This is a genomic window from Flavobacterium sp. HJSW_4, from assembly GCF_042436695.1.
GTDB lineage: Bacteria > Bacteroidota > Bacteroidia > Flavobacteriales > Flavobacteriaceae > Flavobacterium.
Genome location: NZ_JBHNPP010000008.1, coordinates 12,133 through 38,004, shown reverse-complemented (window position 1 = coordinate 38,004; position 25,872 = coordinate 12,133). Strand labels below are relative to the sequence as shown.

Annotated in this window: 26 protein-coding genes; 12 read left to right on the top strand and 14 right to left on the bottom strand. The window is 33.1% G+C overall.

Translation table 11 applies throughout. The features are described from left to right. Positions 1-66: 66 nt before the first annotated feature. The 10 genes from ACE01P_RS09645 to ACE01P_RS09600 all read right to left on the bottom strand — a co-directional run bounded on the left by ACE01P_RS09645 (position 67) and on the right by ACE01P_RS09600 (position 10,145). Entirely contained in the window at positions 67-510 is a 444-nt protein-coding gene (locus tag ACE01P_RS09645) for a hypothetical protein (protein WP_379696788.1), read from the bottom strand. 68 nt (positions 511-578) lie between these two features. Then, the gene (locus ACE01P_RS09640) at positions 579-1,979 is read right to left on the bottom strand and encodes an anthranilate synthase component I family protein (protein ID WP_379696786.1); all 1,401 of its coding nucleotides are present in this window, start codon (positions 1,977-1,979) and stop codon (positions 579-581) included. A 298-nt stretch (positions 1,980-2,277) separates the two neighbouring features. Beyond that, positions 2,278-3,558, bottom strand: a complete 1,281-nt coding sequence (locus ACE01P_RS09635) for a hypothetical protein (protein ID WP_379696784.1) — start codon at positions 3,556-3,558, stop codon at positions 2,278-2,280. Positions 3,559-3,762: 204 nt separating this feature from the next. After that, positions 3,763-4,329 (bottom strand): YceI family protein, encoded by a 567-nt coding sequence (locus ACE01P_RS09630; protein ID WP_379696781.1) that lies wholly within the window; start codon positions 4,327-4,329, stop codon positions 3,763-3,765. 39 nt (positions 4,330-4,368) lie between these two features. Continuing rightward, positions 4,369-5,001: an NAD(P)H-dependent oxidoreductase gene (locus tag ACE01P_RS09625; protein WP_379696779.1), complete on the bottom strand. Its 633-nt coding sequence runs from the start codon at positions 4,999-5,001 to the stop codon at positions 4,369-4,371. A gap of 13 nt (positions 5,002-5,014) precedes the next feature. After that, on the bottom strand, positions 5,015-5,473 hold the full coding sequence (locus ACE01P_RS09620) for a MarR family winged helix-turn-helix transcriptional regulator (RefSeq protein WP_111288898.1): 459 nt from the start codon (positions 5,471-5,473) through the stop codon (positions 5,015-5,017). Positions 5,474-5,722: 249 nt separating this feature from the next. Continuing rightward, on the bottom strand, positions 5,723-7,339 hold the full coding sequence (locus ACE01P_RS09615; protein WP_379696777.1) for an FAD-dependent oxidoreductase: 1,617 nt from the start codon (positions 7,337-7,339) through the stop codon (positions 5,723-5,725). 246 nt (positions 7,340-7,585) lie between these two features. Further along, the gene (locus ACE01P_RS09610) at positions 7,586-8,062 is read right to left on the bottom strand and encodes a DUF6691 family protein (protein ID WP_379696774.1); all 477 of its coding nucleotides are present in this window, start codon (positions 8,060-8,062) and stop codon (positions 7,586-7,588) included. Between the two features lie 10 nt (positions 8,063-8,072). Further along, positions 8,073-8,636 carry a YeeE/YedE family protein gene (locus ACE01P_RS09605; protein WP_379696772.1) on the bottom strand — a complete coding sequence of 188 codons (564 nt, stop codon included), beginning with the start codon at positions 8,634-8,636 and terminating at the stop codon, positions 8,073-8,075. A 93-nt stretch (positions 8,637-8,729) separates the two neighbouring features. Continuing rightward, positions 8,730-10,145 (bottom strand): rhodanese-like domain-containing protein, encoded by a 1,416-nt coding sequence (locus ACE01P_RS09600; RefSeq protein WP_379696769.1) that lies wholly within the window; start codon positions 10,143-10,145, stop codon positions 8,730-8,732. A gap of 204 nt (positions 10,146-10,349) precedes the next feature. On the opposite strand from ACE01P_RS09600, the gene ACE01P_RS09595 reads away from it, so the two are divergent. The 5 genes from ACE01P_RS09595 (at position 10,350) to ACE01P_RS09575 (ending at position 15,139) form a co-directional block, all read left to right on the top strand. Next, positions 10,350-10,940: an HD family hydrolase gene (locus tag ACE01P_RS09595; protein ID WP_379696767.1), complete on the top strand. Its 591-nt coding sequence runs from the start codon at positions 10,350-10,352 to the stop codon at positions 10,938-10,940. Between the two features lie 164 nt (positions 10,941-11,104). Beyond that, a complete protein-coding gene (locus tag ACE01P_RS09590) occupies positions 11,105-12,451 on the top strand; it encodes a cytochrome ubiquinol oxidase subunit I (RefSeq protein WP_379697207.1) in 1,347 nt (448 codons plus the stop codon). 2 nt (positions 12,452-12,453) lie between these two features. Continuing rightward, positions 12,454-13,530, top strand: coding sequence for a cytochrome d ubiquinol oxidase subunit II (gene cydB / locus ACE01P_RS09585; protein ID WP_379696764.1), 1,077 nt, complete (start codon positions 12,454-12,456; stop codon positions 13,528-13,530). 577 nt (positions 13,531-14,107) lie between these two features. Then, a complete protein-coding gene (locus tag ACE01P_RS09580; protein WP_379696762.1) occupies positions 14,108-14,512 on the top strand; it encodes a hypothetical protein in 405 nt (134 codons plus the stop codon). 240 nt (positions 14,513-14,752) lie between these two features. Further along, a complete protein-coding gene (locus ACE01P_RS09575) occupies positions 14,753-15,139 on the top strand; it encodes a helix-turn-helix transcriptional regulator (protein WP_379696759.1) in 387 nt (128 codons plus the stop codon). Positions 15,140-15,229: 90 nt separating this feature from the next. Here ACE01P_RS09575 and ACE01P_RS09570 read toward each other — a convergent pair whose 3' ends face one another. The 3 genes from ACE01P_RS09570 to ACE01P_RS09560 all read right to left on the bottom strand — a co-directional run bounded on the left by ACE01P_RS09570 (position 15,230) and on the right by ACE01P_RS09560 (position 17,684). Continuing rightward, complete coding sequence (locus ACE01P_RS09570; protein WP_379696757.1) at positions 15,230-16,015, bottom strand: sulfite exporter TauE/SafE family protein; 786 nt, start codon at positions 16,013-16,015, stop codon at positions 15,230-15,232. A gap of 212 nt (positions 16,016-16,227) precedes the next feature. Continuing rightward, positions 16,228-16,854, bottom strand: a complete 627-nt coding sequence (locus ACE01P_RS09565; RefSeq protein ID WP_379696754.1) for a Crp/Fnr family transcriptional regulator — start codon at positions 16,852-16,854, stop codon at positions 16,228-16,230. A gap of 26 nt (positions 16,855-16,880) precedes the next feature. Further along, positions 16,881-17,684, bottom strand: coding sequence for a hypothetical protein (locus ACE01P_RS09560; protein WP_379696751.1), 804 nt, complete (start codon positions 17,682-17,684; stop codon positions 16,881-16,883). Between the two features lie 293 nt (positions 17,685-17,977). Between ACE01P_RS09560 and ACE01P_RS09555 the strand changes: the two genes are divergently transcribed. The 4 genes from ACE01P_RS09555 to ACE01P_RS09540 all read left to right on the top strand — a co-directional run bounded on the left by ACE01P_RS09555 (position 17,978) and on the right by ACE01P_RS09540 (position 22,852). Continuing rightward, on the top strand, positions 17,978-18,289 hold the full coding sequence (locus ACE01P_RS09555) for a rhodanese-like domain-containing protein (RefSeq protein WP_379696749.1): 312 nt from the start codon (positions 17,978-17,980) through the stop codon (positions 18,287-18,289). Between the two features lie 77 nt (positions 18,290-18,366). Beyond that, complete coding sequence (locus ACE01P_RS09550) at positions 18,367-19,947, top strand: NADP-dependent glyceraldehyde-3-phosphate dehydrogenase (RefSeq protein ID WP_379696746.1); 1,581 nt, start codon at positions 18,367-18,369, stop codon at positions 19,945-19,947. A 251-nt stretch (positions 19,948-20,198) separates the two neighbouring features. Further along, positions 20,199-22,076, top strand: a complete 1,878-nt coding sequence (locus tag ACE01P_RS09545) for a M1 family metallopeptidase (RefSeq protein WP_379696743.1) — start codon at positions 20,199-20,201, stop codon at positions 22,074-22,076. Between the two features lie 164 nt (positions 22,077-22,240). Beyond that, positions 22,241-22,852: a hypothetical protein gene (locus tag ACE01P_RS09540; protein ID WP_379696740.1), complete on the top strand. Its 612-nt coding sequence runs from the start codon at positions 22,241-22,243 to the stop codon at positions 22,850-22,852. A gap of 46 nt (positions 22,853-22,898) precedes the next feature. On the opposite strand, the gene ACE01P_RS09535 is transcribed toward ACE01P_RS09540, so the two are convergent. Beyond that, positions 22,899-23,462: an outer membrane beta-barrel protein gene (locus tag ACE01P_RS09535; RefSeq protein WP_379696737.1), complete on the bottom strand. Its 564-nt coding sequence runs from the start codon at positions 23,460-23,462 to the stop codon at positions 22,899-22,901. A gap of 173 nt (positions 23,463-23,635) precedes the next feature. Here ACE01P_RS09535 and ACE01P_RS09530 point away from each other — a divergent pair, with 173 nt between their 5' ends. The 3 genes from ACE01P_RS09530 (at position 23,636) to ACE01P_RS09520 (ending at position 25,853) form a co-directional block, all read left to right on the top strand. Further along, the gene (locus ACE01P_RS09530; protein ID WP_379696734.1) at positions 23,636-24,043 is read left to right on the top strand and encodes a GNAT family N-acetyltransferase; all 408 of its coding nucleotides are present in this window, start codon (positions 23,636-23,638) and stop codon (positions 24,041-24,043) included. 169 nt (positions 24,044-24,212) lie between these two features. Beyond that, positions 24,213-24,593: a hypothetical protein gene (locus tag ACE01P_RS09525; protein ID WP_379696732.1), complete on the top strand. Its 381-nt coding sequence runs from the start codon at positions 24,213-24,215 to the stop codon at positions 24,591-24,593. Between the two features lie 177 nt (positions 24,594-24,770). Next, a complete protein-coding gene (locus ACE01P_RS09520; protein ID WP_379696729.1) occupies positions 24,771-25,853 on the top strand; it encodes an efflux RND transporter periplasmic adaptor subunit in 1,083 nt (360 codons plus the stop codon). Positions 25,854-25,872 lie beyond the last annotated feature (19 nt).

Here is a 25,872-nt window from a genome sequence, read left to right as displayed (position 1 = left end):
TCTAAGATTCTAAGTTTTCATGCTGTGACTGAAAACTGCGACTGCGACTTGACACCTAATTTTTATTTATTTCTCTCGAACGTATTTTTCTATAATAATTCGATCTATTCCTAATTTTTCTATTTTTTCTACTCCCTTTTGAATTAAAGTGTCGTTTTTAACTTTCACTACAAATTCAAATTTGTTGTTTTCCCAATCGCGGTTGTTGAAGAACTCTAAATTTTCTGTGTAAATACTGTCTTTCAAAGTATATTTTCCGCCTCCGCCAAAGAACAATGCTGATGTTGAATCTTTGCCATTTTTCAAATCATGATTAAAAAAAGCAAAATGTGTATCGTTTATAATTTTAATCATTTTTGTTTTTGAATTGAAAGTCGAAAAAGTCGAATCTTTCTCGGTAGTTTCAGCTGATATAAGACGCCAGGTTCCTTCAATCGGATTGTGCTTTTTCTCTGAATTACAAGATGTCATCGCAATGATTAAAACTAAAATTGATACTGCTTTTTTCATGGTTTTTTATAGTTTGTGGTTAATTGTTTAAGGTTTCAAGCTCTGCGACTGAAAACTGCGACTGCATACTAAATTTTCTCCGCCATTTCTAGCGCTGTATTCAATGCTCTTAACTTATTATAAACTTCTTGCATTTCGCTTTCTTCGTCAGAACTTGCAACGATTCCTGCTCCAGCTTGGCAATGTAATTGATGGTTTTTAGAAAGGAAAGTTCGAATCATAATCGCATGGTTAAAGTTTCCGTCAAAATCCATAACTCCGATTGCGCCGCCGTAAAAATTACGATTTGTTTTTTCGCAGTCTTCTATTAATTGCATAGCTCTATGTTTTGGCGCACCGCTCAAAGTTCCTGCAGGGAAAGTATCTGCGACAACTTGCATTGTGGTTGCTTTGTCGTGTAAATGTCCCGTAACTTTTGATACCAAGTGAATTACGTGAGAGAAAAACTGAACTTCTCTGTATTTCTCTACCTTTACATCATGTCCGTTTCTGCTTAAATCATTTCTTGCTAAGTCAACCAGCATAACGTGTTCGCTGTTTTCTTTTTTATCTTCTGAAAGTTCTTTAGCTAAAAGCGCGTCACGCTCGTCATTTCCAGTTCTTTTAAAAGTTCCTGCAATTGGATGGATTTCGGCTTTTCTATCTTTTACAATAATTTGTGCTTCTGGCGAAGAACCGAATATTTTGAAATCTCCATAATCAAAAAAGAACAAATATGGAGAAGGATTGATACTTCTTAAAGCTCTGTAAACATTAAATTCATCACCTTTAAAACCTTGAGTAAATCTGCGAGAAAGTACCAATTGGAAAACATCTCCACGGTAGCAGTGTTTTTTGGCTAAAGCCACATTAGCTTTAAATTCTTCGTCAGTTAAGTTTGAAAAACCTTCACCTTCTTTAGAGAATTTATAAGAAGCAATATTTCTAGATTGCAACAATTGTTCGATTTCTGCAATATTGTTTTTATTGTCAACGCTGTGGCAGAAAATATATGCTTCGTTTTTGAAGTGATTGATAGCGATAATGTTCTGATAAACTGCATAAAAAACATCTGGAATAGAAGTCGCATTGTCTTTTTTAGCAATCGAAACTTTTTCAAAATAACGAACAGCATCGTAAGAAATGTATCCGAATAAACCGTTGTTAATGAATTTAAAATCGTTTTTTTCTGATTTAAATTGACTTGAAAATTCCTGAATTACCTGCGGAATATTTGTCGAAGCATCAATTGCAATTTTCTCTGAAGTTCCGTCAGGAAAAGTTTTAGAAATAACTTCATTTTCAATTTTGATTGTAGCAATCGGATTGCAGCAGATGTAAGAGAAACTGTTATCGTTTCCATGATAATCACTACTTTCCAGTAATAAACTATTTGGGAATTTATCTCTGATTTTGAAATAAATACTCACTGGCGTTACGGTATCTGCCAGAATTTGTTTGTAATGTGTATTAAGAATAAAAGGTTTCAAAATATATAGTTTTATGTTGTTCGTTAATTTGTTTTCAATTGGATGAAAAAAAAAGGGCTTGTCGTGATGACAAGCCCTTTAAATTTTTATATTTTTTACAATACCATAGGAAGCTTCGTTCACGACGTCTGACGTAAATTCTTCCACCACCAAATATTGTTCATTGTTGTTTTCATATCTTATTTTGATGTGACAAAGATATAAATGTAATTTGAATTAGAATACATAAATTTTCAAAAAAAACTTTTGTAAATCTTGAAATTTGTTAAATTTTAATTCTTCTTACCTTTATAACTGCTTAATTTCCACTTGCTACCGAGTTATTTACATTTAATCTGAAATCTGGATTTCCTTTGATATTTGGCATTGTAAATAATTCGCTAAGTTTCATTTTAGTATATTCTATTCCGTAACCTGGATTGCCATAATAGCCTTTTATACCAGGATTATTGCTTGCAGATTCGCTTTCGATTTCACCTGTACAATTGTTTGCCACAACATTTTTTAAAGTGATTTTTGATAAATTGGCTTCACCATTTCCAATATTTCCTTCCAATAAAACGAATGGAGCAAATCCCGAAACCACACTATTTGTTAAGTTGAAAAAGGTGTTTTCTTTGATGTAAGCAGACTCTCTAACCAAACCTTGATTGTTTTCTTCCAAGTTGACCAAAGTAATGTTGCTTGCATTTATTTTGGTCATTTTTTTAGTCATGTCTGTATTAGCAATTTTCTCATATGAATCTACCTCAAAACATCTTGAACCTGAAATATCTGAAGAAAATGGGTGACGAACAGCAATACTGTTACTGATATTAATTTGAGCACCTTGAGTAAAATCAAAATCATCATCTGTTGTTCTGAAAGAAACTAAATTACTCAAATTCAAATCTCCGCCATAACATTCAAAAGAATCATCATTTGAAAAACTAATTTGAACATGGCTTACTGTTGTTTTTCTTCCAACACCAGCAAGAGAAAGACCATTTAGCTCTTTAGAAGCACTTAATTTTCTTCCAGCATATTCGATTCTCACATATTTTATAGTTCCTGAGTTATCTTCCGGATCTTGACCTCCGTAGTGATTTAAAGTTGGATCTAAATCGAAAGGTAAAGTATGAATACCTCCTAGAGCGTTTATTGGAGCTTTTCCTAAAACAATAATTCCGCCCCAGTCGCCTGGTTTTCTATTGTTTATTTCATTTTCTGAAGTAAAAATAATAGGATCAGTTTCTAATCCTTCAGCCATAATTTTAGCTCCATTTGTAATTACAAGAGTTCCGCAAGTTTTATCGTCGCCTCGAATAACAGTTCCAGGCTCGATTGTTAGCGTTGCATTATTTGTAACATACACAACACCAACTAAATGATAAATATTACGCTTTGTTAATCGTGTATCTTTATCGATTGTTCCAGCAATTATATTGGTTGCTTCTCCATAGTCATTACCAGCAGGTTTAAAGCTCGTCCAGTTGGCCATCCAGTTTGAAGTGCCGATGATTCCTTTTGGCTGTTGTTGAGCTTGTGCGAAAAAGCTGATAATGAGGGTTATGCATGCAATACGTAATTTTGTTTTCATAACTATGATTTTAATTTCTAGTTTTTGATTTTTTAATTGTCCCAAAAATAGAAGCCATATGTTAATCAAAGTCCTGATACTTATTACGAAAGCGTTATTTTACTATTAAGAACGTTAAGTTTATGAAAAGTTTTTGTAAAGAATAAGCCCCGACAGTTTGTACTGTCGGGGCTTATGTATTTCTGAATTAGTAAGACTGAAATATTAGAATTTTAAAGCTACAGCTAATTCAAATTCGTCATTGATAGTTTTATCTCCTAAACCGTCGAAGAAGCTACCTGAACCGTATTTAATATCGTATTTAGTTCTGTCAACTTTGAAAGCAGTTGTAGCAGTGTTTCCTTTTACAGTGATATCAAAAGTTACTGGTTTAGTAATTCCTTTGATAGTTAAGTCTGCAGTTACAGTGTAAACGTCAGCAGATTTTGCACCGATAGTTTTGAAAACTAATTTTGAAGTTGGGAATTTGTCAGTTCCGAAGAAATCGTCAGCTTTTAAGTGACCGTTTAATTTTCCTTGGTATTCTCCAGTTAAATCTGTAGAAGTTAATGAAGTCATGTCAACTGTAAAGTTACCACCAGCTAATTTTTTTCCTTTGAAAACTAAAGAACCTTCTTTGAAGTTTACAGTTCCAGAGTGCTCTCCAGTTACTTTTTTACCTACCCATTTAATAGTAGATGCTTTTACGTCGATTTTTTTAGTTTGAGCGTTTACTGAGATTCCAGCTGCTGCTACGAATAATGCTATTGCAATAGTTTTTAAATTTTTCATGTGTTTTAAAATTAAAATTTGAATTTGATTAATAAATAATTATAGAGTGATAAATAATTCTTCGTGTGATTTTCTAACTTTTTTGCTGTGTTGCGATTTGTCGTCTTCGTGTCTGTAACCTACAGTTGCGATTACTGAAGCATTTAAACCTAATTTGTCAAAACCTAAAATTTCGTTGAAAGAAGCTGCGTTGAAACCTTCCATTGGAGTAGCATCAATTTTTAATTCAGCAGCTGCATTTAATAAATTTCCTAAAGCTAAATAAGTTTGTTTTGCAGTCCAGATGTGTTTTGCATCTTCAGATAAATTTGAAATAACACCTTTCATCATGTCGCTAAATCCACCTAAAGCTTCTGTAGGAACGCCTCTTACTTCGCTAATATTGCTGATGTATTTGTCAACAGAACCTCCGTCAAGGCTTAAATCATTTGCAAAAATGAATAGGTGAGAAGCGTCTGTAATTTGAGTTTGTCCCCAAGCTGCACCTTTTAATTTTTCTCTTAATTCTGGATTTTCAACAATAATTACTTTATAAGGTTGTAATCCGTAAGAAGAAGCACTTAATCTAACGGCTTCTTTTAATGTATTTAAATCAGCTTCTGATATTTTTTTCGAAGCATCGTATTGTTTAACTGCGTATCTCCAATTTTGATTGTCTAAGAAATTGCTCATAGTTTTTATTATTTTATTTGTTGGTTCTATATTTTTCTAATAATTGGTTTAAGAAAACTAATTCTTCTGGTTTTAAATTATTTGCAAATGTTTGCTCGTGCTCATCTACTTTCGGATCTAATTCTTTCAGAACATCTAATCCTTTTTCTGTAATCGAAACTTCAATTTTTCTTCGATTGTCAGGGCAGACGTTTCTTGTCACAAAATCCTTTAATAATAATTTGTCTACCAAACGTGTTGTGTTGCTCGTTTTAGCAAGCATTCGCTCTTGTATCACGCACATATTAGCAGGCTTTCCTTTCTGTCCTCTTAATATACGTAACACATTATACTGTTCTCCAGATAAATCATACGGTTTGATCAACTCGTTGAAATGATCCTGAATCACATTTTGCGTGTACATGATATTCAGAATAACTTTTTTCGCATTATCCATCTTAACCGTACTCTTAATAACCTCTTCAATTGTCATAGTCGTAAATGTATAATTTGTATATACAAATGTAGAACTTTTAATAGTTGTATATACAAATGTTGTGTTAATTTTTTGTTAATGTAAATAAGTGCGCTTTTTGAAAGAACTAAAATGTTAGTTTTCGATACTAAATTTAAAGTAATTTTTTAATATAACGTATTGATATATTGTAAATTAATAATTTTTTAAAGTCGGAAATTGATTTTGATTGAAGCTGTTGATCAAATAACTTTTTGTAAGATAATATTAAAGCAAATGATTCTCAAAATCAGTCGGATTGACAACTTTTTGGAATTCAGATAGGAGAAAACCCTTTGCAATTTGACTGAAATTTGCAATTTCGGTCTTTATCCATGCTTCATCGTGTCCTAATTCTTTAGCAAGTACTCTAGCAGTTTTTTCCGAAACTTCAATTGCAGCTCTCGCGTCTAAGAATAATAAACGAACGCGTCTTGCCAAAATATCGTCAATCGTTCTTGCCATTTCATAACGAATAGCCCAAACGACTTCTGCCATTGTAAACTCATGATCTGGATGTAGTTTTTCTTTTAATTCAGGTTCGCTTTCTTGCAGCTCAATTATTTTAGAAATATCAGAACCATATATATAAAGGTGATTTTCTCTGTCTGCAGCATTCGTCGGTTGATTTCCATGAATGGAAAGATGTTCAGTCGTACATTCTTTATTAGGTAATTTTCCTGTTTTGATTGCTTTATCAATAATATCTTCAGCAATTTTTCTGTACGTTGTCCATTTTCCGCCAGTAATAGTGATAAGTCCCGTTTCTGAAACTATAATTTTATGACTTCTTGAAACTTCTTTAGTGCTTTTGCCTTCTTCTTTCGGTGCAGCCAACGGACGCAATCCTGCAAAAACCGATAAAACATCAGCTCTTGTTGGTTTTTTTGCTAGAAAACGTTGTGCAGTTTCGAGAACAAATTGAATTTCACTTTCTAAAGCAATTGGTTCTAAACTTTGTTTTTTAATTAAAGTATCAGTCGTTCCAACGACAATTCGATTGTGCCAAGGAACGGCAAATAGAACTCTTCCGTCTTTTGTTTTCGGAATCATCAAAGCATTTTCACCCGGAAGAAAAGATTTGTCAAACACCAAATGAATTCCCTGACTTGGAACAATGTATTTTTTATAAACGTTATCATTCAACTTCATGATCGCATTTGTAAAAACTCCGGTAGCATTTATAACAGCAGAACCTTTTACATCATATTTAATTCCATTTTCTTGATCTTGAACCTGAACGCCAATAACTTGGTTTTTTCCGTCTTTTAATAAATTGACAACTTTTACATAATTCAAAAGACAAGCTCCATTTTCTACGGCCGTTTGAGCAAGATTAATTGCCAAACGAGAATCATCAAATTGTCCGTCGTGATAAATAACGCCATTTACCAGACCATTTTCTTCTACGTTTGGAAGTAATTGAATAGTTTTCTTCTTCGAAAGATATTTAGAACTTCCTAAACTCAAACAACCCGACAATAAATCGTAAACTTTTAGTCCAATTGTATAAATAAAACTGCTAAACCAATTGTAGTTCGGAATAATAAAAGATTGGTTTTTGACTAAATGAGCTGCGTTTTGAGCTAATAAACCTCTTTCTTTTAGAGCTTCTATCACCAAGTGCACATTTCCTTGTTCTAAATAACGTACTCCGCCGTGAACCAATTTGGTGCTTCTGCTTGAAGTTCCTTTTGCAAAATCGACCGCTTCAAATAAGATTGTTTTATAACCCCGGCTTGCTGCATCAACAGCTGTTCCGAGACCGCTCGCACCTCCGCCAATTATTATTACATCCCATTTTTCGGTATTTTGTAGTTTGGATAATTGTTCGGAACGGTTCATTCTATTCTTGGATATTTATTTTGGGAAATGTTGTTTGAAGCAAACTTAACGAAATGAAATTAAAAATTGATGAAGAAAAATATTTAACCGCAAAGCACGCAAGGTTTTTTGAAAATAGGGCTTTGTAAAAAGCGCAAAGTTCGCAAAGCTTTGTAAATAAAACTTTGCGAACTTTGCGTATATCTTAGCGCGTTTTGCGGTTAAACCAACTTGAAACTTGAAACAAATAAAACTTGAAACAAATTATTAATGTGGCAATTTATCTTTTATCAAACCATAAAACCAAGTTCCGGCAATTGCACTTACTAGAGTAACCACAATTACAGTTGCACCAGTACCAATTTGAGCGAAAAGAGGACCTGGGCAAGCTCCAGTAATTGCCCATCCGAAACCAAACATTAGTCCTCCGTAAATCTGTCCTTTATTGAAAGTCTTTGGCTGAATTTCGATTTTTTCGCCATCAAGAGTTTTAATATTGAATTTTTTAATCAATTGCACTGAAATTAATCCAACAGCAACAGCACAACCAATTACGCCATACATATGAAATGATTCCAAGTTGAACATTTCCTGAATACGAAACCAACTGATGATTTCTGCTTTTACGAATACAATTCCGAAAAAGATTCCAACAATTAAATATTTAAGGTTTGCAAACGCGTTTTCTTTTTTCTGGCTTGCGTTGATTCCTTCGCCGTCGATATTTTTATTTTCTAAACTCATTTTTGAAATTTTAAAGTGAAAGAATATAAGGTAAAATCAAAAGTGCCATTACAAAACCGCCAATCATAAAGCAGATTGTGGCTACTAATGAAGGCCATTGTAAATTTGATAATCCCATAATCGCGTGCCCGCTTGTGCATCCTCCAGCGTAACGAGTTCCGAAACCAACTAAGAATCCACCAACCACAATCATAATAAATCCGCGAAGCGTTAGTAAACTTTCCCAAGAAAATAATTGTGACGGAACTAAACCACTATGATCTGTGATTCCGTAAGTCGCTAATTTCGCTGATAATTCAGGAGCAATTTCCACCGGATTTGGATTCGATAAGAAAGAAGCAGCGATAAAACCACCTAAAAATATTCCTAAAACGAAGAATAAATTCCAGCTTTCTTTTTTCCAATCGTATTTAAAAAACGAAATATTCGCAGGAATGCAAGCCGCACAAATATGACGAAGTGACGAACTAATCCCAAAAGATTTATTTCCAATAATTAATAAAATTGGAACAGTTAATCCAATTAGTGGACCTGCAACATACCAAGGCCAAGGTTCTTTAATGATTTCTAGCATAATTTTTTAAGGTTGTAAGGTACATAGGTTCAAAGGTTCAGAGGTTAAAAACTTTGTCCCTTTGCGCCTCTGAACCTTTGTCCCTTTTTTAAATTATTTTAATACTTTACTTTGACAAACAAAATCTGATTTTGGAATATTCGTTTTTGAAATTGCTCCAAAACCACCTTCAACTTCAGAGAAATTTCTGAAACCTCTTGCTTGAAGGATAGAAGCTGCAATCATACTTCTGTAGCCTCCAGCGCAATGCAAATAAAAATGCTCATTCGGATTAATATCTTTTAGCCAATCATTAATATAAGCCAAAGGTTTGCTGTAAGCGTCATCAATATGTTCAGCTGCGTATTCTGTCTCTTTGCGAATATCTACAACTTTATCTTCGCCAAATTTAAATTCGTTGGCAAATTGTTCAGAGGTAATTCGATTTACGGTATCAGTTTCAAAACCTGCATTTTGCCAAGCTTCAAAACCGCCTTCTAAATGTCCGATGATAGTATCAAAACCAACACGGCTTAAACGCGTAACAGTTTCTTCTTCCATGCCAGCTGCAGTAACCAAAATAATTGGCTGTTTTACATCGGCAATTAAAGTTCCAACCCACGGAGCAAAATCTCCGTTGATTCCTATATTGATAGACTGCGGAATAAATCCTTTACTGAAATCAGCTGCGCTTCTTGTATCTAAAATTAAAGCACCGGTTTCTTCTGCAACAGCTTCAAATTCTTTTACATTTATGGTTTTCATTCCGTTGTGTAGAACAGTTTCAAAACTTTCGTAACCTTGTTTGTTCATTGCAACATTCATGCTGAAATAGGCTGGAGGAGGCAATAATCCGTCAGTTACTTCTTTGATGAATTCTTCTTCGGTCATATTTGCACGCAAAGCATAATTTGTTGCTTTCTGGTTACCGATTGTTGAAACGGTTTCTTTGCTCATGTTTTTTCCGCACGCGCTTCCCGCACCGTGCGCAGGATAAACGATTACTTCATCAGCCAAAGTCATAATTTTATCTCTTAACGAATGAAATAAAATTCCAGCCAATTGATCTTGAGTCATTCCAGCTGCTTTTTGAGCTAAATCTGGACGACCAACATCTCCAATGAATAAAGTATCTCCAGAGAAAATCGCGTGATCTTTTCCGTTTTCATCAATTAATAAAAATGTAGCACTTTCCATGGTGTGCCCAGGAGTGTGCAAAACTTTAATCGTTACGTTTCCGATTTTGAATTCCTGTCCGTCTTTCGCAGAAATGCAATCAAATTCGCAGGCAGCATTTGGCCCATACACAATTGGAGCTCCAGTTTCTTTGCTTAAATCTACGTGTCCAGAAACGAAATCAGCGTGGAAATGCGTTTCAAAAATATATTTCAGCTTAACTCCATCACGATCTAAACGATCCAGATAAGGCTGAATTTCTCTAAGCGGATCAATAATGGCCGCTTCGCCATTTGAAGTGATATAATATGCACCTTGCGCTAGGCATCCGGTGTAAATTTGTTCTATTTTCATGATAGGTATTGTAAAATGATGGGATACAAAGGTAACTTTGTTTTTTAAAAAAATAGGTGACTAATGTTACAGAAATTAGGTTTTTGTGTAAAAAAATATGTTGTTTGTCATAATCGATTGAGATAAATTAAATTTAAAGTGGAGCAATTACGCTTTAAGCTTTAATTTTGCATATGACGAATATCATTTCAAAAGAAAAATAAAATGAACACACAAAACTTATTGGATCAAATTGCTTTTATAAAAGAAATTGATAAAGTAAAATACATTCAGCGCAAGACAAAATTATTCAACAGCGACAGATGCGAAAACGACGCAGAACACAGTTGGCATTTGGCTTTAATGGCAATTGTTTTGGCAGAACATTCGAATGAACCGATTGATGTCCTGAAAGTGGTGAAAATGGTTTTGATTCATGATATCGTAGAAATAGACGCTGGCGATGTTTTTATTTATGATACCGTAAAAAATCACTCGAATACTGATGAAGAGCGTTTGGCAGCAAACAGAATTTTCGGTTTACTTCCTGAAAAACAAAAAGAAGAATTCATTTCAATTTGGGAAGAATTTGAAGCGGGAGAAACCAAAGAAGCCAAATTCGCAAAATCAATGGATCGTTTAGAACCATTATTACAGAATATTTCTAACAATGGCGGAACTTGGAAAGAATTTGGGGTGAAATATGATAAAGTTTACGAAAAGAAAAGCGTTATAAAAGAAGGTTCAAAATCGATTTGGAATTACGCTGAAGGTTTGATTAACGAAAGTGTAGAAAAAGGAATTTTGGAGAAGTAAAATTCCACCATATAAGTTATATAAGTTCATTTTAGTTTTGCACAAAATTTATATTTACTTATATAACTTATATGGTTTAAAATTTTAAAAAGAAACTTATGTTTTAAGAGGCAATTCGGGTTCTAATGGTTAAATTTGTGGAACTTCATAAACAAATTACCATTATGGAAGAAATGCTCTTTTATGATCGAATGCAATTTGCCTTCACGATTACTTTTCATTACCTTTTTCCACAACTTACAATGGGTCTTTCGCTCATCATTGTTTACTTCAAGTGGAAATATCTAAAAACTAAAGACGAACAATACAATCACGCCACCCATTTCTGGATGAAAATCTTCGCCCTCAATTTTGCAATGGGCGTTGTAACGGGAATTCCGATGGAGTTTCAGTTTGGAACCAACTGGGCTAAATTTTCCGAATTAACGGGCGGAATCATTGGCCAAACGCTTGCCATGGAAGGAATGTTTTCTTTCTTTCTCGAATCTTCTTTCTTGGGAATATTTTTATTTGGAGAAAAACTTCTCGGACATAAATGGCATTTTGTAACCGGATTATTAATTATGATAGGTTCTTGGGCCAGCGGATTTTTAATCATCGCCACACATTCATGGATGCAGAATCCTGTTGGTTATGAAATCTTAGAAAACGGAAAATTTGTATTGAATAATTTTCAAGCTTTATTCTTGAATCCTTGGCTTTGGCCGTCTTACTTGCACAATCAAGCTGCTTCTATGGTAACAAGTTCTTTTGTTGTTGCCGGAATTGGAGCTTTCTATATTTTAAGCAAAAAGAATGTTTCTTTCGGGAAATTGTTCTTAAAAACGGGAGTAATTTTCGGATTGATTTCGAGTGTTATTGTTGCGGTTCCAACGGGAGATTTATTGGCTAAAAATGTTGTGAAATATCAACCTGTAACTTTTGCCGGGATGGAAGGAATTTTTCATACCGAGAAAAAAGGTTCTGAAATTGTTTTAATTGGTCAGCCCGATGTAAAAGACAAAAAACTGGATAATAAAATCGCTGTTCCTAATATTTTGAGTTTCTTGACTTATGGAAATTGGGATCAGGAAATTAAAGGTTTAGATCAGTTTGAGGAAGATTTGCATCCAACTAATATTTCCGGATTGTATTATGCGTATCATATTATGGTCGGACTAGGAACGGTTTTTATCGGTTTAATGGTGCTTTCTCTTTTTCAATTAATTAGAGGAAAATTGTTTGAAACCAAATGGCTTTTATGGTCTTTAATGTTCATGATGCCGTTTCCTTATATTGCCAATACAACAGGCTGGTACACGGCCGAATTAGGAAGACAGCCTTGGTTGGTTTACAATTTAATGCGAACAGCCTCTGGAGCTTCGCCAACAGTTTCTTCTGGAAATACCCTATTTACATTACTTGGTTTTATTGGTTTGTACCTTTTACTGGGAATGTTGTTTTTGCTTTTGGTTGGAAAAATTATCAATAAAGGACCGCATCATGTGGAACTTTCAACAGAAAAAATATAAGTATGGAATTTTTTTGGTACGTAGTTTTAATGGGAATTCTAGCTGTTTATCTGGTTTTAGACGGTTATGATTTTGGTGCAGGAATTATTCATTTATTTTTTGCCGATACAGAAAAAGATAAAAAAGCAATTACAAATGCAATTGGTCCGTTTTGGGATGCCAATGAAGTTTGGCTGATTGCAGCTGGAGGCGTTTTATTTTTTGCTTTTCCAACTTTATACGCTTCGTCTTTCAGCGGATTTTATTTGCCTTTGATAATGATTTTATGGCTTTTGATTTTCCGTGCAATCGGATTAGAAATGCGCGGACAAGTTCATAATCATATGTGGGAAAGCATTTGGGACAAAGCTTTCGGAATTGCGAGTTTGCTTTTGGCTCTTTTCTTCGGGATTGCTTTGGGAAATATTGTTCGTGGAGTGAATCTCGGAATGGTTCAAAATGGAGTTTCTACCCAAGAAGCGCATTATTTCTTTTTGCCTTTGTGGAACCCAACTTTTAGTCCGCAAGCGAATGAATTAGGAATTATCGATTGGTTTACGCTTTTCTTAGGAATTGTAAGCGTTGTCGCTTTGACGATTCATGGCGCGAATTGGATTATTTATAAAACGAATTCGGCGCTAAATCCGAAATTGAAAAATGTTGTTTTTAGATTGAATTTTGTTTTGCTGGTTTTGGTTTTTATTTCTTTGGGAATTTGGCATTTTATTGAGCCAAAACCGTTTCACAATTTCATTGAAAATCCGATTCTTTGGTTTTTTCCTTTAATGACTTTTGTTGGAATTGCTGGATTGTTTAAAGTTCGTTCTTTCAAAAAAGATGGTCAAGGATTTGTTTTTTCAACCTTATTTTTATTAGGAGGATTTGCTTCTACAGCCGTTTCTATTTTTCCGAATGTTTTGCCTTCAACAAATAAAGTAAATCCGTCATTAACGATTTATAACACTGCGGCTCACGAATACGGATTGAATGCTGGATTGAGCTGGTTTTTTGTCGCTTTGTTTCTTGTAATTATTTATTTTATTATTCAATATCGTGTTTTCAGCGGGAAAATGGATGATATTGGGTATGGAGAACATTGATTTTTTTATAGCCACGAATTGCACAAATTTTCACGAATTTATATCAATTGCCTTCAGTTTTAACTGGAGGTTTTTTGTTGAGATTTGAAAGGGCTTTAGTCAAACTTTACGAGTTTGGCTAAAGCCCTTTTTTGTGCATTTTTTACCTTCAGCTAAAGCTGAAGGCAATTCAATAAAGTGTTCTTTTTAAATTGCACTTTTTATCTAATGAATTTGTAATAACGAAAACTTCCTGCTTATCGGAGTCTGCGTTAGGGATAGGAGCGGTATCTCCCGATTTAGAAAAACAAGGCTTTTTAGCCGTAGTTTTTGTTAATTGGGAATTTAGCGGATAGCCCGGCCGGAGGCAACGCCCAAAACAATCTTCTCCAATACGTATGTTTTTAGTACAGAAAAACATAGGATAAATTTTACGAAAGATTTAATTACAACTAAGAGTTATATTCTATAATGTTAATTGTAGGAAAAACAAGCCCTTAATGCTTAATATTGCGCATCTAAGAATTTTTCCCCCCTGAATTTTTAGAAAATGATTTTTCACTAGAAGCTTAAATCTATTTTTACCTACTAAATTATTATGCCTTTAACAATTTTTTCCGACAAGGTTAGATTTCGTTACAAATCTAAGAATTGGCAGTATCAGTTTGATGAAATTAAAGAACTGGGACTGCTTAAAAAAAAGAGAAAATATTTTCTTGAAAACGGTGCTTTTATTGCCGTAACTGCTGCAACATATTATTGCATGTTGTTTTCCGATTTAATGTACTTGTATTACGTAATTCCTGCTATTTTTTGTTATTCATTTATCTTAGCAACAAGATTCGGAAATAAGGCCGAGTTTGTTTATTTTGTTTTTGTAAAAGATGTTTACAAGAACGAAATAAGGACAAAAATCGCTTCAAAAGATCGCGTATTGATCGGCAAACAAATTGATGATTACTTAGATCTTCAGTTTGAAAGAAGTGTAAAAAGAACTGCGTAAAAAGGAGGCAGAGATGTTTATATTCGATATTTCCCGTTATGATTGCATTTTCATAATGGCAGCTTTGATGTACGGCTATTTTATCATTACACAAAGAAAAAATTAACGTAACGTTACTTCTTAAATTCCCAATTATGAAGTAGCTTTAAAATTCTCAAAAATAAAGTGTAGTTATGCTGCTAAAAAGTTTAGCAGTTGGCTGTTTTGACTATACATGACCACAAATCAGAAACAAAAATTATGGCAGCAACAATTAAAAATAAAATTAGAAACATAAGAGAGTTAAAAAATTACACTCAAGAGTATATGGCAGAACGATTAGGCGTAACTCAGGCGGGTTATAGCAAAATTGAGAAAGGAAAAACTTCTTTAAGTTATGAAAAGCTAGTTGAAATTGGAAGAATTCTAGATGTGAGTGTAGAGGATATTATTAGTTTTGATTACGATAAGTATTTTACCAGTTACAATAAAATAACAGGAAATAATAATGGAAGTATTATGATAAACACAGATAGTACATCTATTTTAAAAGAACTTTATGAAGATAAAATTCAATTGTTGGAAAAACTTTTGAATAAAACAGAAATTGAGCTCGGCCGTTATAAAAATAAATTTGGAGAAATCTGAAGGTTTTAGTTTCATCTTTGTCAAAGTGTAAAAGCTTTGACAAAGATTACTCTACAAGTGAAACTAAAATTAAATTTTGAAACTAAATATTTAAAAGAAAACTTCTTTGGTAATGATGTAGAAGCCCATTACTAAGACAAACCATCCGAAGAGTGGTTTTAATTTTGCGCCGTCAATTTTTTTAGAAAGCTGGCTTCCAATAAACATTCCGATTAAGGCCATTGCTGAAACACTTAAAAGGAAAGTATAATTTATTGGTGTTCCGATATATAGATCGCCCGCAAAACCTATGGATGAATTAATAGTGATGATTAATAATGAAGTTCCAACGGCTTGTTTCATTGGCAGATTAGCGAAAAAAAGCAAAGCAGGAATAATTAAAAATCCGCCGCCAGCGCCCAGAAATCCAGTTACAATTCCGACTAAAAAGCCGATTAAGCTGAGTTGTGAATAATTGGTTTCTGTTGATTTAATTTCAGACTGCTTTTTTTTAATCATTGAAATAGCAGCTGTAATCATCAAGACAGAAAAGATGATCATAATTAGAAAATCTTTTGAAACCGTATAAGAAGCAACAGAAAATAAAGTTGCCGCAATTTGAGGAAATATTACTTCACGGATTATTAAAATCGAAACTACTGAAGGAATAGCAAAATACAAAGCCGATTTCAGTTTCAGGTTTCCCATTTTATAATGACTAAAACTTCCAAATAAAGCGGTTAATCCGACAATAAACAAAGAATAAGAAGTTGCCTGATCGGGATTTACTTTAAACAAATAAACTAAAATAGGAATAGTCAGAATGGAACCGCCTCCGCCAATTAAGCCAAGTGTGATTCCGATTATGATTGAGGCAAAAAATCCTAAATATTCCATTGCATTTATTTTGATGCAAAGTTGCTTCGGAAATTAGGATTCTACAGTAACATTTATCACAGAAGAGTTTTTTTTCGCCACGAATTCACGAATTATTTTTTTGATAATGATTGAGAAAAATTAGTGAAATTGAAGACAGTAAAAAAATAACAGTGAAAATTCGTGAATTGCTTCGCCTGTTCGCTATCGCTCGAGTCGTGGCGAAAAAAACTTTATTTCAAAAGTTCAATCTGATTACGATTAAGTTTTACCAAACCTCGCTGTTCCATTTTTTTTAATAATCTAGAAACAACTTCTCTAGAAGTATTTAATTCTGTAGCAATTTCTTGGTGTGACAAATTAACTTCAGAACAACCGCAAGCATCAGAATGTCTTTTTAGGTAAAACTCCAATCTTTCATCCATCGAACGGAAAGCGATATTGTCAACTACTTCGAGAACTTCTTCAAAACGGCTTCGGTACGTTTCAATTACAAATTCGTACCAAGATCGGTGCTCCATCATCCATTTATCCATTAATTGTAACGGAATCATCATTACGGTAACGTCTTCGACCACTTTTGCCATGATTTGACTTTTTTCGCTTTTAGCAGTACAAATCATCGAAATGGCGCAGGCTTGGCCAGGTTGCAAATAATACATTAAAAACTCGCCGCCATCTTCACCTTCACGATAAATTTTGATTTTTCCTTTAGTAATCAAAACGGTATTTTTAATATATTGTCCGGTACGCATTAAAATGGTTCCAGTTTCAAAGTTCTGAAGGCTTCCGTTTTCTTCAATTGTAGCGATAAGTTCGTTAGAAAAATTAGGAAATATGGTATTTAGAGAAGGTTGCATGAATCTGTTTTTTTGTCTGATTAGTTTTAATCCTGAACAGGAAGATTTAAAATATAATAATCGTTAAAAATTCCCTGAAAAGAATCTAAATCGATGTTTTCCGTTTTTATGTTTTTTTGGTTTTCAAAAAGCTTGTATTCACCTTTAAGGTCAGATTTTTGTGTCCATAAAACACCATTTTTTATCTGGCCTTGCCCATTTGTAGTTAAATAAGCTACTTTGAGTAACTTTGATTCAGCTATTATTTTATTTCTGTATGAACTAAGATAAATTTTCAAAATCGCATCTTCTTCTGAAAAAAAATCAGCAATTTCATTAAAGAGCAAGTCTGAAGTAACATTATATTCAGCTGTTTTTAAGAAGCTGTATAATTTGTGTGTTTTCTCAAAATCATCGCCTTGAGCTTTTGATAAATTGTCTCGGTAAAATAAATAACTTGTTTTTTCTGCATTGTATATGGTTCCCCAAATTCTGCCATTTGGCGGTAATTTAGTTGTGTTGAAATCTATTACTTCCTGATAAAATAATAATCTTCCGTTATAAAAGAATTCGCTAACTTTCTTTTTGTCTTTTACATAAAATTTAATGACTGCTTTTTCTTCACTTAAATTAGTAGCAATTATAGTATCATTTTTTTGGGTAAAGAGAAAGGAATTGTAATAGGAATTAGCATTAATCTCAACAGTAAAACTTTCTAGTTTTCCCTTGTTGAATTTTTTAGTAATTGCTCCGTTTTCGATTTTTATTTCTTCTGTCTCTGAATTATTTCCATCTTTTTGTGCGGATAGAGATAAACTGCAAAACAAAAAAAGTACCATTATCAATTTCATTATAATGTATCATTATTAATTAAAAGGCTTCTATTTTTAGATTCTGACAAAGATAAGAGATTGAAATGGGATTAATTGTAAGGAAACTGCATTTAAGATGTGTTTTATATAAATGAAAAAATCCTATTTTCTATCGATTTTGTAGGCTGAATTTTTAAAAATAGTAACTAAATTTGTAATTCACTGATTATAATAGTTTCTCTAAAACGTTTTCTGAGAATAATAATCGAAATCGCATTTGGTACGTTTTTCATATAGAGAAACGTCGTAATTTTACAAAAACACATTTTATTATGAATTTATCACAAGAAGATTGGGTTGCACAGCTAGGAGCTGACGAAAATGCAGTTATACTTGATGTAAGAACTGAAGACGAATTTAATGACGGCTACATTGAGAATGCTCTTAATATTGATATCAATAAAGGGCAGGCATTTATCTATGAAATCGAAGAATTAGACAAAAATAAAAACTATTACGTATACTGTCGTTCTGGGGCTAGAAGCGCTAAAGCTTGCCAAATCATGAACGAATTGGGTATCGAAAACGCTTACAATCTGCTTGGAGGAATCCTAGATTGGGAAGGCGAAACAGTACAACCATAAAAGAAGAAGAGGCATAATAAAGCCTCTTTTTTTTTTTTGAAATAGAATTACCAGACTATTAACAAACCAAATTAATTATGAGTTTTATACCAGAAGAATATCAGATTACAAGTCTGATAAATCAAGATACTTATCTTGTAAATGGAGAATTGAAACAATGGACAGGACAAACCACACCTGTGTTTTCTACTATTTCTTCAACTGAAAAGTATTCGCCAACTTTATTAGGATCTATTCCTTTTATGGGAGAAAAAGAAGCAGCAGAAGTTGTCGAAGCTGCTACCGATGCATACGATATGGGACAAGGTTTATGGCCAACTATGAAAGTAGTGGATCGTATTAAATGCATGGAAAAATTTGTGAAACAAATGAAAGAAACCCGCGAAGAAGTGGTTAAACTTTTGATGTGGGAAATTGGAAAAAACCTTGGAGATTCACAAAAAGAATTTGACAGAACAGTAGAATATATTTACGATACTATTGCCAGCTATAAAGAATTAAACGGACGCAGTTCACATTTTGAAAAAGTACAAGGTGTAAACGCGATGATCCGTCGTGGACCTCTTGGAGTTGTTTTGTGTCTTGGACCTTACAATTATCCTCTTAATGAAACTTTTTCATTATTGATTCCTGCTTTGATTATGGGAAATACTGTAATCTTCAAACCTGCTAAACATGGTGTTTTATGTATTTCGCCATTATTAGAAGCTTTCAGAAGCAGTTTTCCAAAAGGGGTAATCAACATTGTTTACGGTAGAGGACGTGAAGTGGCTTCTCCGATTATGAAATCTGGAAAAATTGATGTTTTGGCATTAATTGGAAACAGTAAATCGGCGATTGCTTTACAAGATCAACATCCGAACAAAAACAGATTACGTTTAATTTTAGGTTTAGAAGCTAAAAATCCAGCGATTATTCTTTCAGATGCAGATTTAGATTTGGCTATTCAAGAATGTATTACAGGAAGTTTGTCTTTTAACGGTCAGCGTTGTACGGCTTTAAAAGTGCTTTATGTTCACGAATCTATTGCAGAAGAATTCAATAAACGTTTTTCTGAAAAAGTAGATAGTTTGCTTTTTGGAAATCCGTGGGAAAAAGGAGTTTCTTTAACACCGCTTCCAGAAACAGATAAGCCAAAATATATTCAAGGTTTAATTGATGATGCAACTTCAAAAGGAGCAAAAATCATCAATGAAAAAGGAGGAAAACACACTGATAATTATATTTTTCCAGCTGTTTTATATCCAGTAAATAAAGAAATGCGTGTTTATCACGAAGAGCAGTTTGGGCCAGTTGTTCCTGTTCTTTCTTTCAAAGATATTAAAGAGCCATTAAAAGACATGGCAGAATCAAATTACGGACAGCAAGTGAGTTTGTTTGGTAAAGACATCAAAACTCTAGCACCGCTGATTGATGCTTTGGTAAATTTAGTTTGTAGAGTAAACCTCAACAGTTCTTGTCAAAGAGGGCCAGATGCTTTCCCATTCACAGGAAGAAAAGATTCTGCTGTAGGAACTTTGAGTATTCCAGATGCTTTGCGTTCTTTCTCAATTCGTACGTTTGTAGCTTCAAAAGATATCGATTATAATAATGAGATTCTACAGGAATTGCTTAACAGCAAAGAATCAAATTTTATTAATACAGATTATATTTTGTAGTCCTCAAGGTTATATATTAATTGTAGATGCCGTCTGTTGCTTTTGGTGATAGACGGTTTTTACTTTTTTAGATACTAAGGTTCTGAGATTCTAAGTTTTTCTTTTTGTGAAAAGTTAGAGCTAAAATTACATCTCACATTTTACAATTCACTATCAACAATTTACAATTAATAACTAAATTTGTAACATTCGTAGAAAAAAGTCCACTAATACGATATCAAAAATTAATTTAAAATACCTAAGAACTACTTATGAAAAAGAAATTTTTGCAATTTGCATTAATAGCATTTGTTCTTTTTGCCCAAAATAACTTTGCCCAAGAGCTTTATATGCCCAGAAATATTAAAGAAGCTTATGAGAACGGAACACGTTCTAAAGACGGAAAACCTGGAGCAAATTATTGGCAGAACCGAGGAAAATATAATATGGAAATTTCAGTTGATCCGAAAACGAGATTGGTCAGCGGAACAGAAACCATAATTTACGAAAACAATAGCAAGGATACGCTAAGAAACTTGGTTATTCGTTTTGTAAATAATCTTCACAAACCTTCTTCTCCTCGTGGAAGCGAAGTAAGCAATGATTTTTTAAGCGAAGGATTAACAATTACTTCATTAAAAATAGAAAATGAAGTATACAAAGAAGACGCAAAAAAATGGGGAACTGTTGGGAATGTAAAATTGCAAAAACCGATTTTGCCGCGTTCTAAAACAATTATCAATATTCAGTGGAATTATCCGTTGTCTATAGAAAGCGGTAGAGAAGGGCAGATTGACGAAACAACATTTTTTGTAGCATACAGTTATCCTCGCGTTTCAGTTTTTGATGATTACAATGGTTGGGACAGATTGGCGCACACTGATCGTCAGGAATTTTATAATGATTTCAATGATTATGTTTTTTCTGTAAAAGCACCAAAAAATTACGTGGTCTATGCGACTGGAGATTTGTTAAATCCAGATGAGGTTTTGCAACCTGAATTTGCTTCACGCTTAAAGAAATCATACACTACAGATGAAATTCTGCATATCGCTAACGAACAAGAAATGAAAAGCGGAGTAGTAACGAAACAATACGATTGGAATGTTTGGAAATTTGAAGCTAAAAATATTTCAGATGTGTGTTTTGGTTTAAGCGATCATTATTTATGGGATGCCAGCAGTGTTGTGGTTGACAAGAAAACAAATCGTCGCGCAAGTGTTCAAGCAGCTTATAATGTGAAAGGAACTGATTTTGTAAATTCAGTTAAAAACAACCAATATGCTTTAGATTGGTTTTCTAACAATTGGCCAGGAGTTCCTTATCCATTTTCAAAAATGACGGCTTTTCAAGGTTTTGCAGATATGGAATATCCAATGATGTGCAACGATTCACAAATGGATGATCCTGTTTTTGCACAATTGGTTCAAGATCATGAAGTGGCGCATACTTATTTTCCTTTCTATATGGGAATTAATGAAACGCGTTATGCTTTTATGGATGAAGGTTGGGCAACAACTTTTGAATATTTAATCGGAATTGCAGAACACGGCAAAGAAGCGGCAGATAAATTTTATAAGGAATTTAGAGTGAAACATTATATTACTGATCGTTCTACAGAAGAAGATCAGCCTATTATAACAATGTCTACACAGGTTTCAGGAGCAGGTTATGGAAATAATTCTTATGGAAAAGCGTCTCTTTCTTATTTAGCTTTGAAAGATATGCTGGGAGATGAAATGTTTAAAAAGGCACTTCATTATTATATGGATACTTGGAACGGAAAACATCCAATTCCGTGGGATTATTTTAATTCATTTAATACTGCAACTGGAAAGAACTTAAATTGGTTTTTTAATAATTGGTTCTTTACTAACCATTATTTAGATATTGCTGTAAAAGGACTTTCTGCTGATAAGAAAACGATAATAGTAGAAAATATTGGCGGTTTTGCTATTCCATTTGATGTTATAATTACTTACGCTGACAAATCGAAAGTTACTGTGCATCAAACACCGGCAATTTGGGAGAAAAATCAAAAAACAGCCAAAATAATTCTGAAAAGTGCAAAAAAAATAGAAAAAATTGAAGTTGATGGCGGAATTTTTATGGATGCAACGCCAGAAGATAATATTTTACATGTTAAATAATTGAATTAACTGTAAGAAATGGTTTAATAACGCCGCTTTGTTTTAACGAAGTGGCGTTTTTTATTTAAAATAATTAAAAATATTCAAAATTACGGGAAACCGTAAAGATGTTTAGGGGAAATATATTATGTTTGCCGACTAATAAAAAACCTACAGTTTATAAAATGAAAAATACATTTGTTCTGATTGTTTTGCTAAATACCCTTCAGTTTTTTGGACAGAATGATCAAAAGGCAGCATTTCAAAAAAACAAATATGATTTGGCTGTTTCGTACTACAAAAAAGCTGATTTTGTAAAAGCTATTGATTTATTTTCTTTGGCTGCGAAGATTAAACCTGAAAATGAAATAGGTCAAGAGGCTGTTAAAAAAGTCGATACTTTAAAAGAAATTTTAAGAAAAGAAATTTTAAGCCATGTAATTGGAACTTGGAAAAAAACAGGAACCCAACCAGTTTGGTCTACTGTTACCACAAGTACTAATCAGTCTAGTTTTGACGAAGTAGTTGAAATTAAAGAAAACGAGCTATTATTTTACGAAGTTGACAAAAAAACGAAAGTAAAGAAACTGCTAAAAACAGAGAATTTAGTTTATAATGATGCTAAAAGCTATGTGTCAGTATTCTCAGAAATTATACTTTCAGATGGGTCAATTTGGAATTGCAGTCTTAATGAAAAATTAAATGTACTGCATGTTATTAATGTAGCTATTAAAACAGAAGAAGGAATACAAAAGATAAACAGTAATAATGAAGAAAGTTATTACGTTAAAATGTAAATAAGAGTTATAAAAAAGGGAATCGTTTTGATTCCCTTTTTTTGTTTTATAGAAATTTAAATCCAAGCGAAAAATTTGTTACCCCAGTTTTAATTTCACTATTTGAAGCATCTATATCGCTTAGTCCTGCAAGATATCTAACATCAAAAGTCAGTCTCCAAACATCAACTCCGACACCTCCAAGAACACTATGATTATTTCTTTCTATTGCGATAGAATTTAGATTATTGCTGGTGCTTATGTCGGAATAGTTTTTCCAGTTGTATCCCACAAAAAGTCTCACATTTCCCAATTTTCCAAGCGGAATAATTTTAAGCCCTGCAATTAATGATGCATCTGTTCCTGCTAGTTTATATTCAGTTTCTCCAATGCCGTCTTGGTACACGCTGAAATTAGTTTGGCCATATCCAAATTCTCCCTGAGCATAAAAAAGTGCAAGATTTAATCGGCCAAAAGCAGCAAATCCAACTCCTGTGTTTGTATGGTCTGAGCTGAAATTTTTGGCATTGACAGAAGTAATATTAGTCGAAAACTGTGGTCCGATTTGTATCAATTGCGCAAATCCATTGGCGCAAATACATAAAAATGCTGCTAAAAGGAATTTTCTCATAATGCGATTTATTTGATTTTGGTACTATAAAAATAATCATAATAGATTAAAATTGAATGATTTGTCTGATTTATTTTTGTGTAAAGTTTTGAAAATTAGTTGTTTCTGGATTTTTAGTTTGCTTTTTACAATCAAATTAAAATGAATTATTTTTGAAGAATTAATGAATCACTATGGAAATTAAAATAATAAACGCATCAGATACTTGGCAAATAAGACACGAAGTAATGTGGCCAGATCAACCTTTTGAATTTGTACAGCTTGAAGAAGATAATTCAGGATTTCATTTTGGAGTTTTTGAAGAAGATAAATTAGTTTCTATAGTTTCTTGTTTTATTGACGGGAAAGAAATTCAGTTTAGAAAATTAGCCACCTTAGAAGATTATCAAGGAAAAGGAATTGCTTCTCATCTTTTAAAATATATTCTAGAATTTGCGAAAGAAAAAGGTTTGGAAAAGGTTTGGTGCAATGCCAGAAGCAATAAAAAATCATTTTATAAGAAGTTTGGAATGAAAGATACCTTCAAAACTTTTGTAAAAGCAGGGCAAGAATTTACGATTATGGAAATTTTACTTTCTTAATTGTAAAACTTAAAACATTGATTTTTAGTTTCTTAAAATAAATCTTATATTTTTAAATAAAGCTATTGCTAAATATTAAAAGGATGAAAACGTTTTCGTTTTATGTAACTGTTAAACCTTGTTAAAAATTCTTTTTTTGTTTTAATTCTTTTATTACTTTCGCACCGAAATGAGAAAGTTAATAGTATTTTTAGTATTCATGAATTTGCTTCTGTTAGGAGGAGGCCAATATTTGAATGCAAATACTTTTGGTCCTCATGCTCATCATCATCTGCAAAAACACAGAGTTAAATTCACTAATCAAGATCGCGGAACCTCAACAATTGAAGAAGCTACAGATATTGATCTAGAAGAAGATCTTGTTGGAGGCGAAGATGTTGATTTACTTACGAACAAATATTTTACTGCTTCGTATAGTTTGGTAGACGCTTTGTATCTGGCACTTTCAGATCAGTCTGCTGCGAATGATTCTAATCGTTTAAAAATTTCTACGCCTGTTTTCGGGCATTCAAATCCTATCTACATTACTCAACGAGTATTAAGAATTTGATTTTATAATATACATCGGTTACCTGAGTTACGATCTCTGCGTATCTTGCTGTTGTATATTTTTTCTACTTCTGCTTATATAAAGTAAGGTCTGGACTAAGGCTGGCTGATGCATTTTAACATCCAAAGGAATTTTCATTCCAAAAAGCATTCAATCGCTTAATTTCCAAACTAAATCATGAAAAAAATCATTGTGTTCACAGGCTTAATGGCCTTGGTGTGCTTAACGAGCTGTACATCTAAAAAAGAAGAAAAAGAAGAAGCTGAAAAATTCACGGTTACAAACCCTGTTAGAATTGATACTTCATTCACAAAAGAATACGTTTCACAAATAAAATCAGTTCGAAATATCGAGCTTCGCGCCCAAGAAAAAGGGTTTTTACAAAATATATATGTTGACGAAGGACAGTTTGTAAAAAAAGGACAACTGTTGTTTAAGATTATGCCAAACATGTATGAGGCTGAGTTACTTAAAGCGCAGTCTGAACAAAAATCGGCAGAAATCGAATTGCAAAATTCTAAATTATTGGCAGACAAAAATATTGTTTCTAGAAACGAATTGAGTGTTGCCCAAGCTAAATTGCAATCTGCAAAAGCTGAAGTGTCTTTAGCAAGACTTCATTTATCATTCACAGAAATTAGAGCTCCGTTTGACGGAACTATCGACCGTATTCCTTTAAAATTAGGAAGTTTAATTGACGAAGGAGAATTGTTAACAAGCCTTTCAGACAACAGTCAGATGTTTGCTTACTTCAATGTTTCAGAGCCAGAATATCTTCAGTATGAAACAAATATTAAAGATCGTGCAGATAACAAAGTAGCGTTGGTTTTAGCTAACGGAGATACTTTTAAAGAAAAAGGGAATGTTGAGGTTATCGAAAGTGAATTCAACAACGAAACAGGAAACATTGCTTTCAGAGCAAGATTCCCAAATTCTGGAAAATTACTTAGAAACGGAGAGACAGGACAAGTTCAAATGAATGTTCCGCTTAAAAATGCTATTGTGATTCCACAAAAAGCGACTTACGAAATTCAAGATAAAAAATATGTTTTCGTAGTTACTAAAGACAATAAAGTAAGTTCTAGAGAAATTACAATTACTGGAGAAATTCCTGATTTATACGTAATTAAGACAGGTCTTACAGAAAATGATAAAATCTTACTTGAAGGTGTTCAGAAAGTAAAAGAAAACGACAAAATCAAATTTGATTACGAATCTCCAAAAGAGGTTATCAATCATTTACGTTTAAAAGCAGAATAGGTTTACTGGGTTTTAATCA

Coding starts and splice junctions, on each gene's coding strand:
- ACE01P_RS09645 (WP_379696788.1), bottom strand. CDS start 510: ATGAAAAAAGCAGTATCAATTTTAGTTTTAATCATTGCGATGACATCT.
- ACE01P_RS09635 (WP_379696784.1), bottom strand. CDS start 3,558: ATGAAAACAAAATTACGTATTGCATGCATAACCCTCATTATCAGCTTT.
- ACE01P_RS09630 (WP_379696781.1), bottom strand. CDS start 4,329: ATGAAAAATTTAAAAACTATTGCAATAGCATTATTCGTAGCAGCAGCT.
- ACE01P_RS09625 (WP_379696779.1), bottom strand. CDS start 5,001: ATGAGCAATTTCTTAGACAATCAAAATTGGAGATACGCAGTTAAACAA.
- ACE01P_RS09620 (WP_111288898.1), bottom strand. CDS start 5,473: ATGACAATTGAAGAGGTTATTAAGAGTACGGTTAAGATGGATAATGCG.
- ACE01P_RS09615 (WP_379696777.1), bottom strand. CDS start 7,339: ATGAACCGTTCCGAACAATTATCCAAACTACAAAATACCGAAAAATGG.
- ACE01P_RS09610 (WP_379696774.1), bottom strand. CDS start 8,062: ATGAGTTTAGAAAATAAAAATATCGACGGCGAAGGAATCAACGCAAGC.
- ACE01P_RS09605 (WP_379696772.1), bottom strand. CDS start 8,636: ATGCTAGAAATCATTAAAGAACCTTGGCCTTGGTATGTTGCAGGTCCA.
- ACE01P_RS09600 (WP_379696769.1), bottom strand. CDS start 10,145: ATGAAAATAGAACAAATTTACACCGGATGCCTAGCGCAAGGTGCATAT.
- ACE01P_RS09595 (WP_379696767.1), top strand. CDS start 10,350: ATGAACACACAAAACTTATTGGATCAAATTGCTTTTATAAAAGAAATT.
- ACE01P_RS09590 (WP_379697207.1), top strand. CDS start 11,105: ATGGAAGAAATGCTCTTTTATGATCGAATGCAATTTGCCTTCACGATT.
- cydB (WP_379696764.1), top strand. CDS start 12,454: ATGGAATTTTTTTGGTACGTAGTTTTAATGGGAATTCTAGCTGTTTAT.
- ACE01P_RS09580 (WP_379696762.1), top strand. CDS start 14,108: ATGCCTTTAACAATTTTTTCCGACAAGGTTAGATTTCGTTACAAATCT.
- ACE01P_RS09575 (WP_379696759.1), top strand. CDS start 14,753: ATGGCAGCAACAATTAAAAATAAAATTAGAAACATAAGAGAGTTAAAA.
- ACE01P_RS09570 (WP_379696757.1), bottom strand. CDS start 16,015: ATGGAATATTTAGGATTTTTTGCCTCAATCATAATCGGAATCACACTT.
- ACE01P_RS09565 (WP_379696754.1), bottom strand. CDS start 16,854: ATGCAACCTTCTCTAAATACCATATTTCCTAATTTTTCTAACGAACTT.
- ACE01P_RS09560 (WP_379696751.1), bottom strand. CDS start 17,684: ATGAAATTGATAATGGTACTTTTTTTGTTTTGCAGTTTATCTCTATCC.
- ACE01P_RS09555 (WP_379696749.1), top strand. CDS start 17,978: ATGAATTTATCACAAGAAGATTGGGTTGCACAGCTAGGAGCTGACGAA.
- ACE01P_RS09550 (WP_379696746.1), top strand. CDS start 18,367: ATGAGTTTTATACCAGAAGAATATCAGATTACAAGTCTGATAAATCAA.
- ACE01P_RS09545 (WP_379696743.1), top strand. CDS start 20,199: ATGAAAAAGAAATTTTTGCAATTTGCATTAATAGCATTTGTTCTTTTT.
- ACE01P_RS09540 (WP_379696740.1), top strand. CDS start 22,241: ATGAAAAATACATTTGTTCTGATTGTTTTGCTAAATACCCTTCAGTTT.
- ACE01P_RS09535 (WP_379696737.1), bottom strand. CDS start 23,462: ATGAGAAAATTCCTTTTAGCAGCATTTTTATGTATTTGCGCCAATGGA.
- ACE01P_RS09530 (WP_379696734.1), top strand. CDS start 23,636: ATGGAAATTAAAATAATAAACGCATCAGATACTTGGCAAATAAGACAC.
- ACE01P_RS09525 (WP_379696732.1), top strand. CDS start 24,213: ATGAGAAAGTTAATAGTATTTTTAGTATTCATGAATTTGCTTCTGTTA.
- ACE01P_RS09520 (WP_379696729.1), top strand. CDS start 24,771: ATGAAAAAAATCATTGTGTTCACAGGCTTAATGGCCTTGGTGTGCTTA.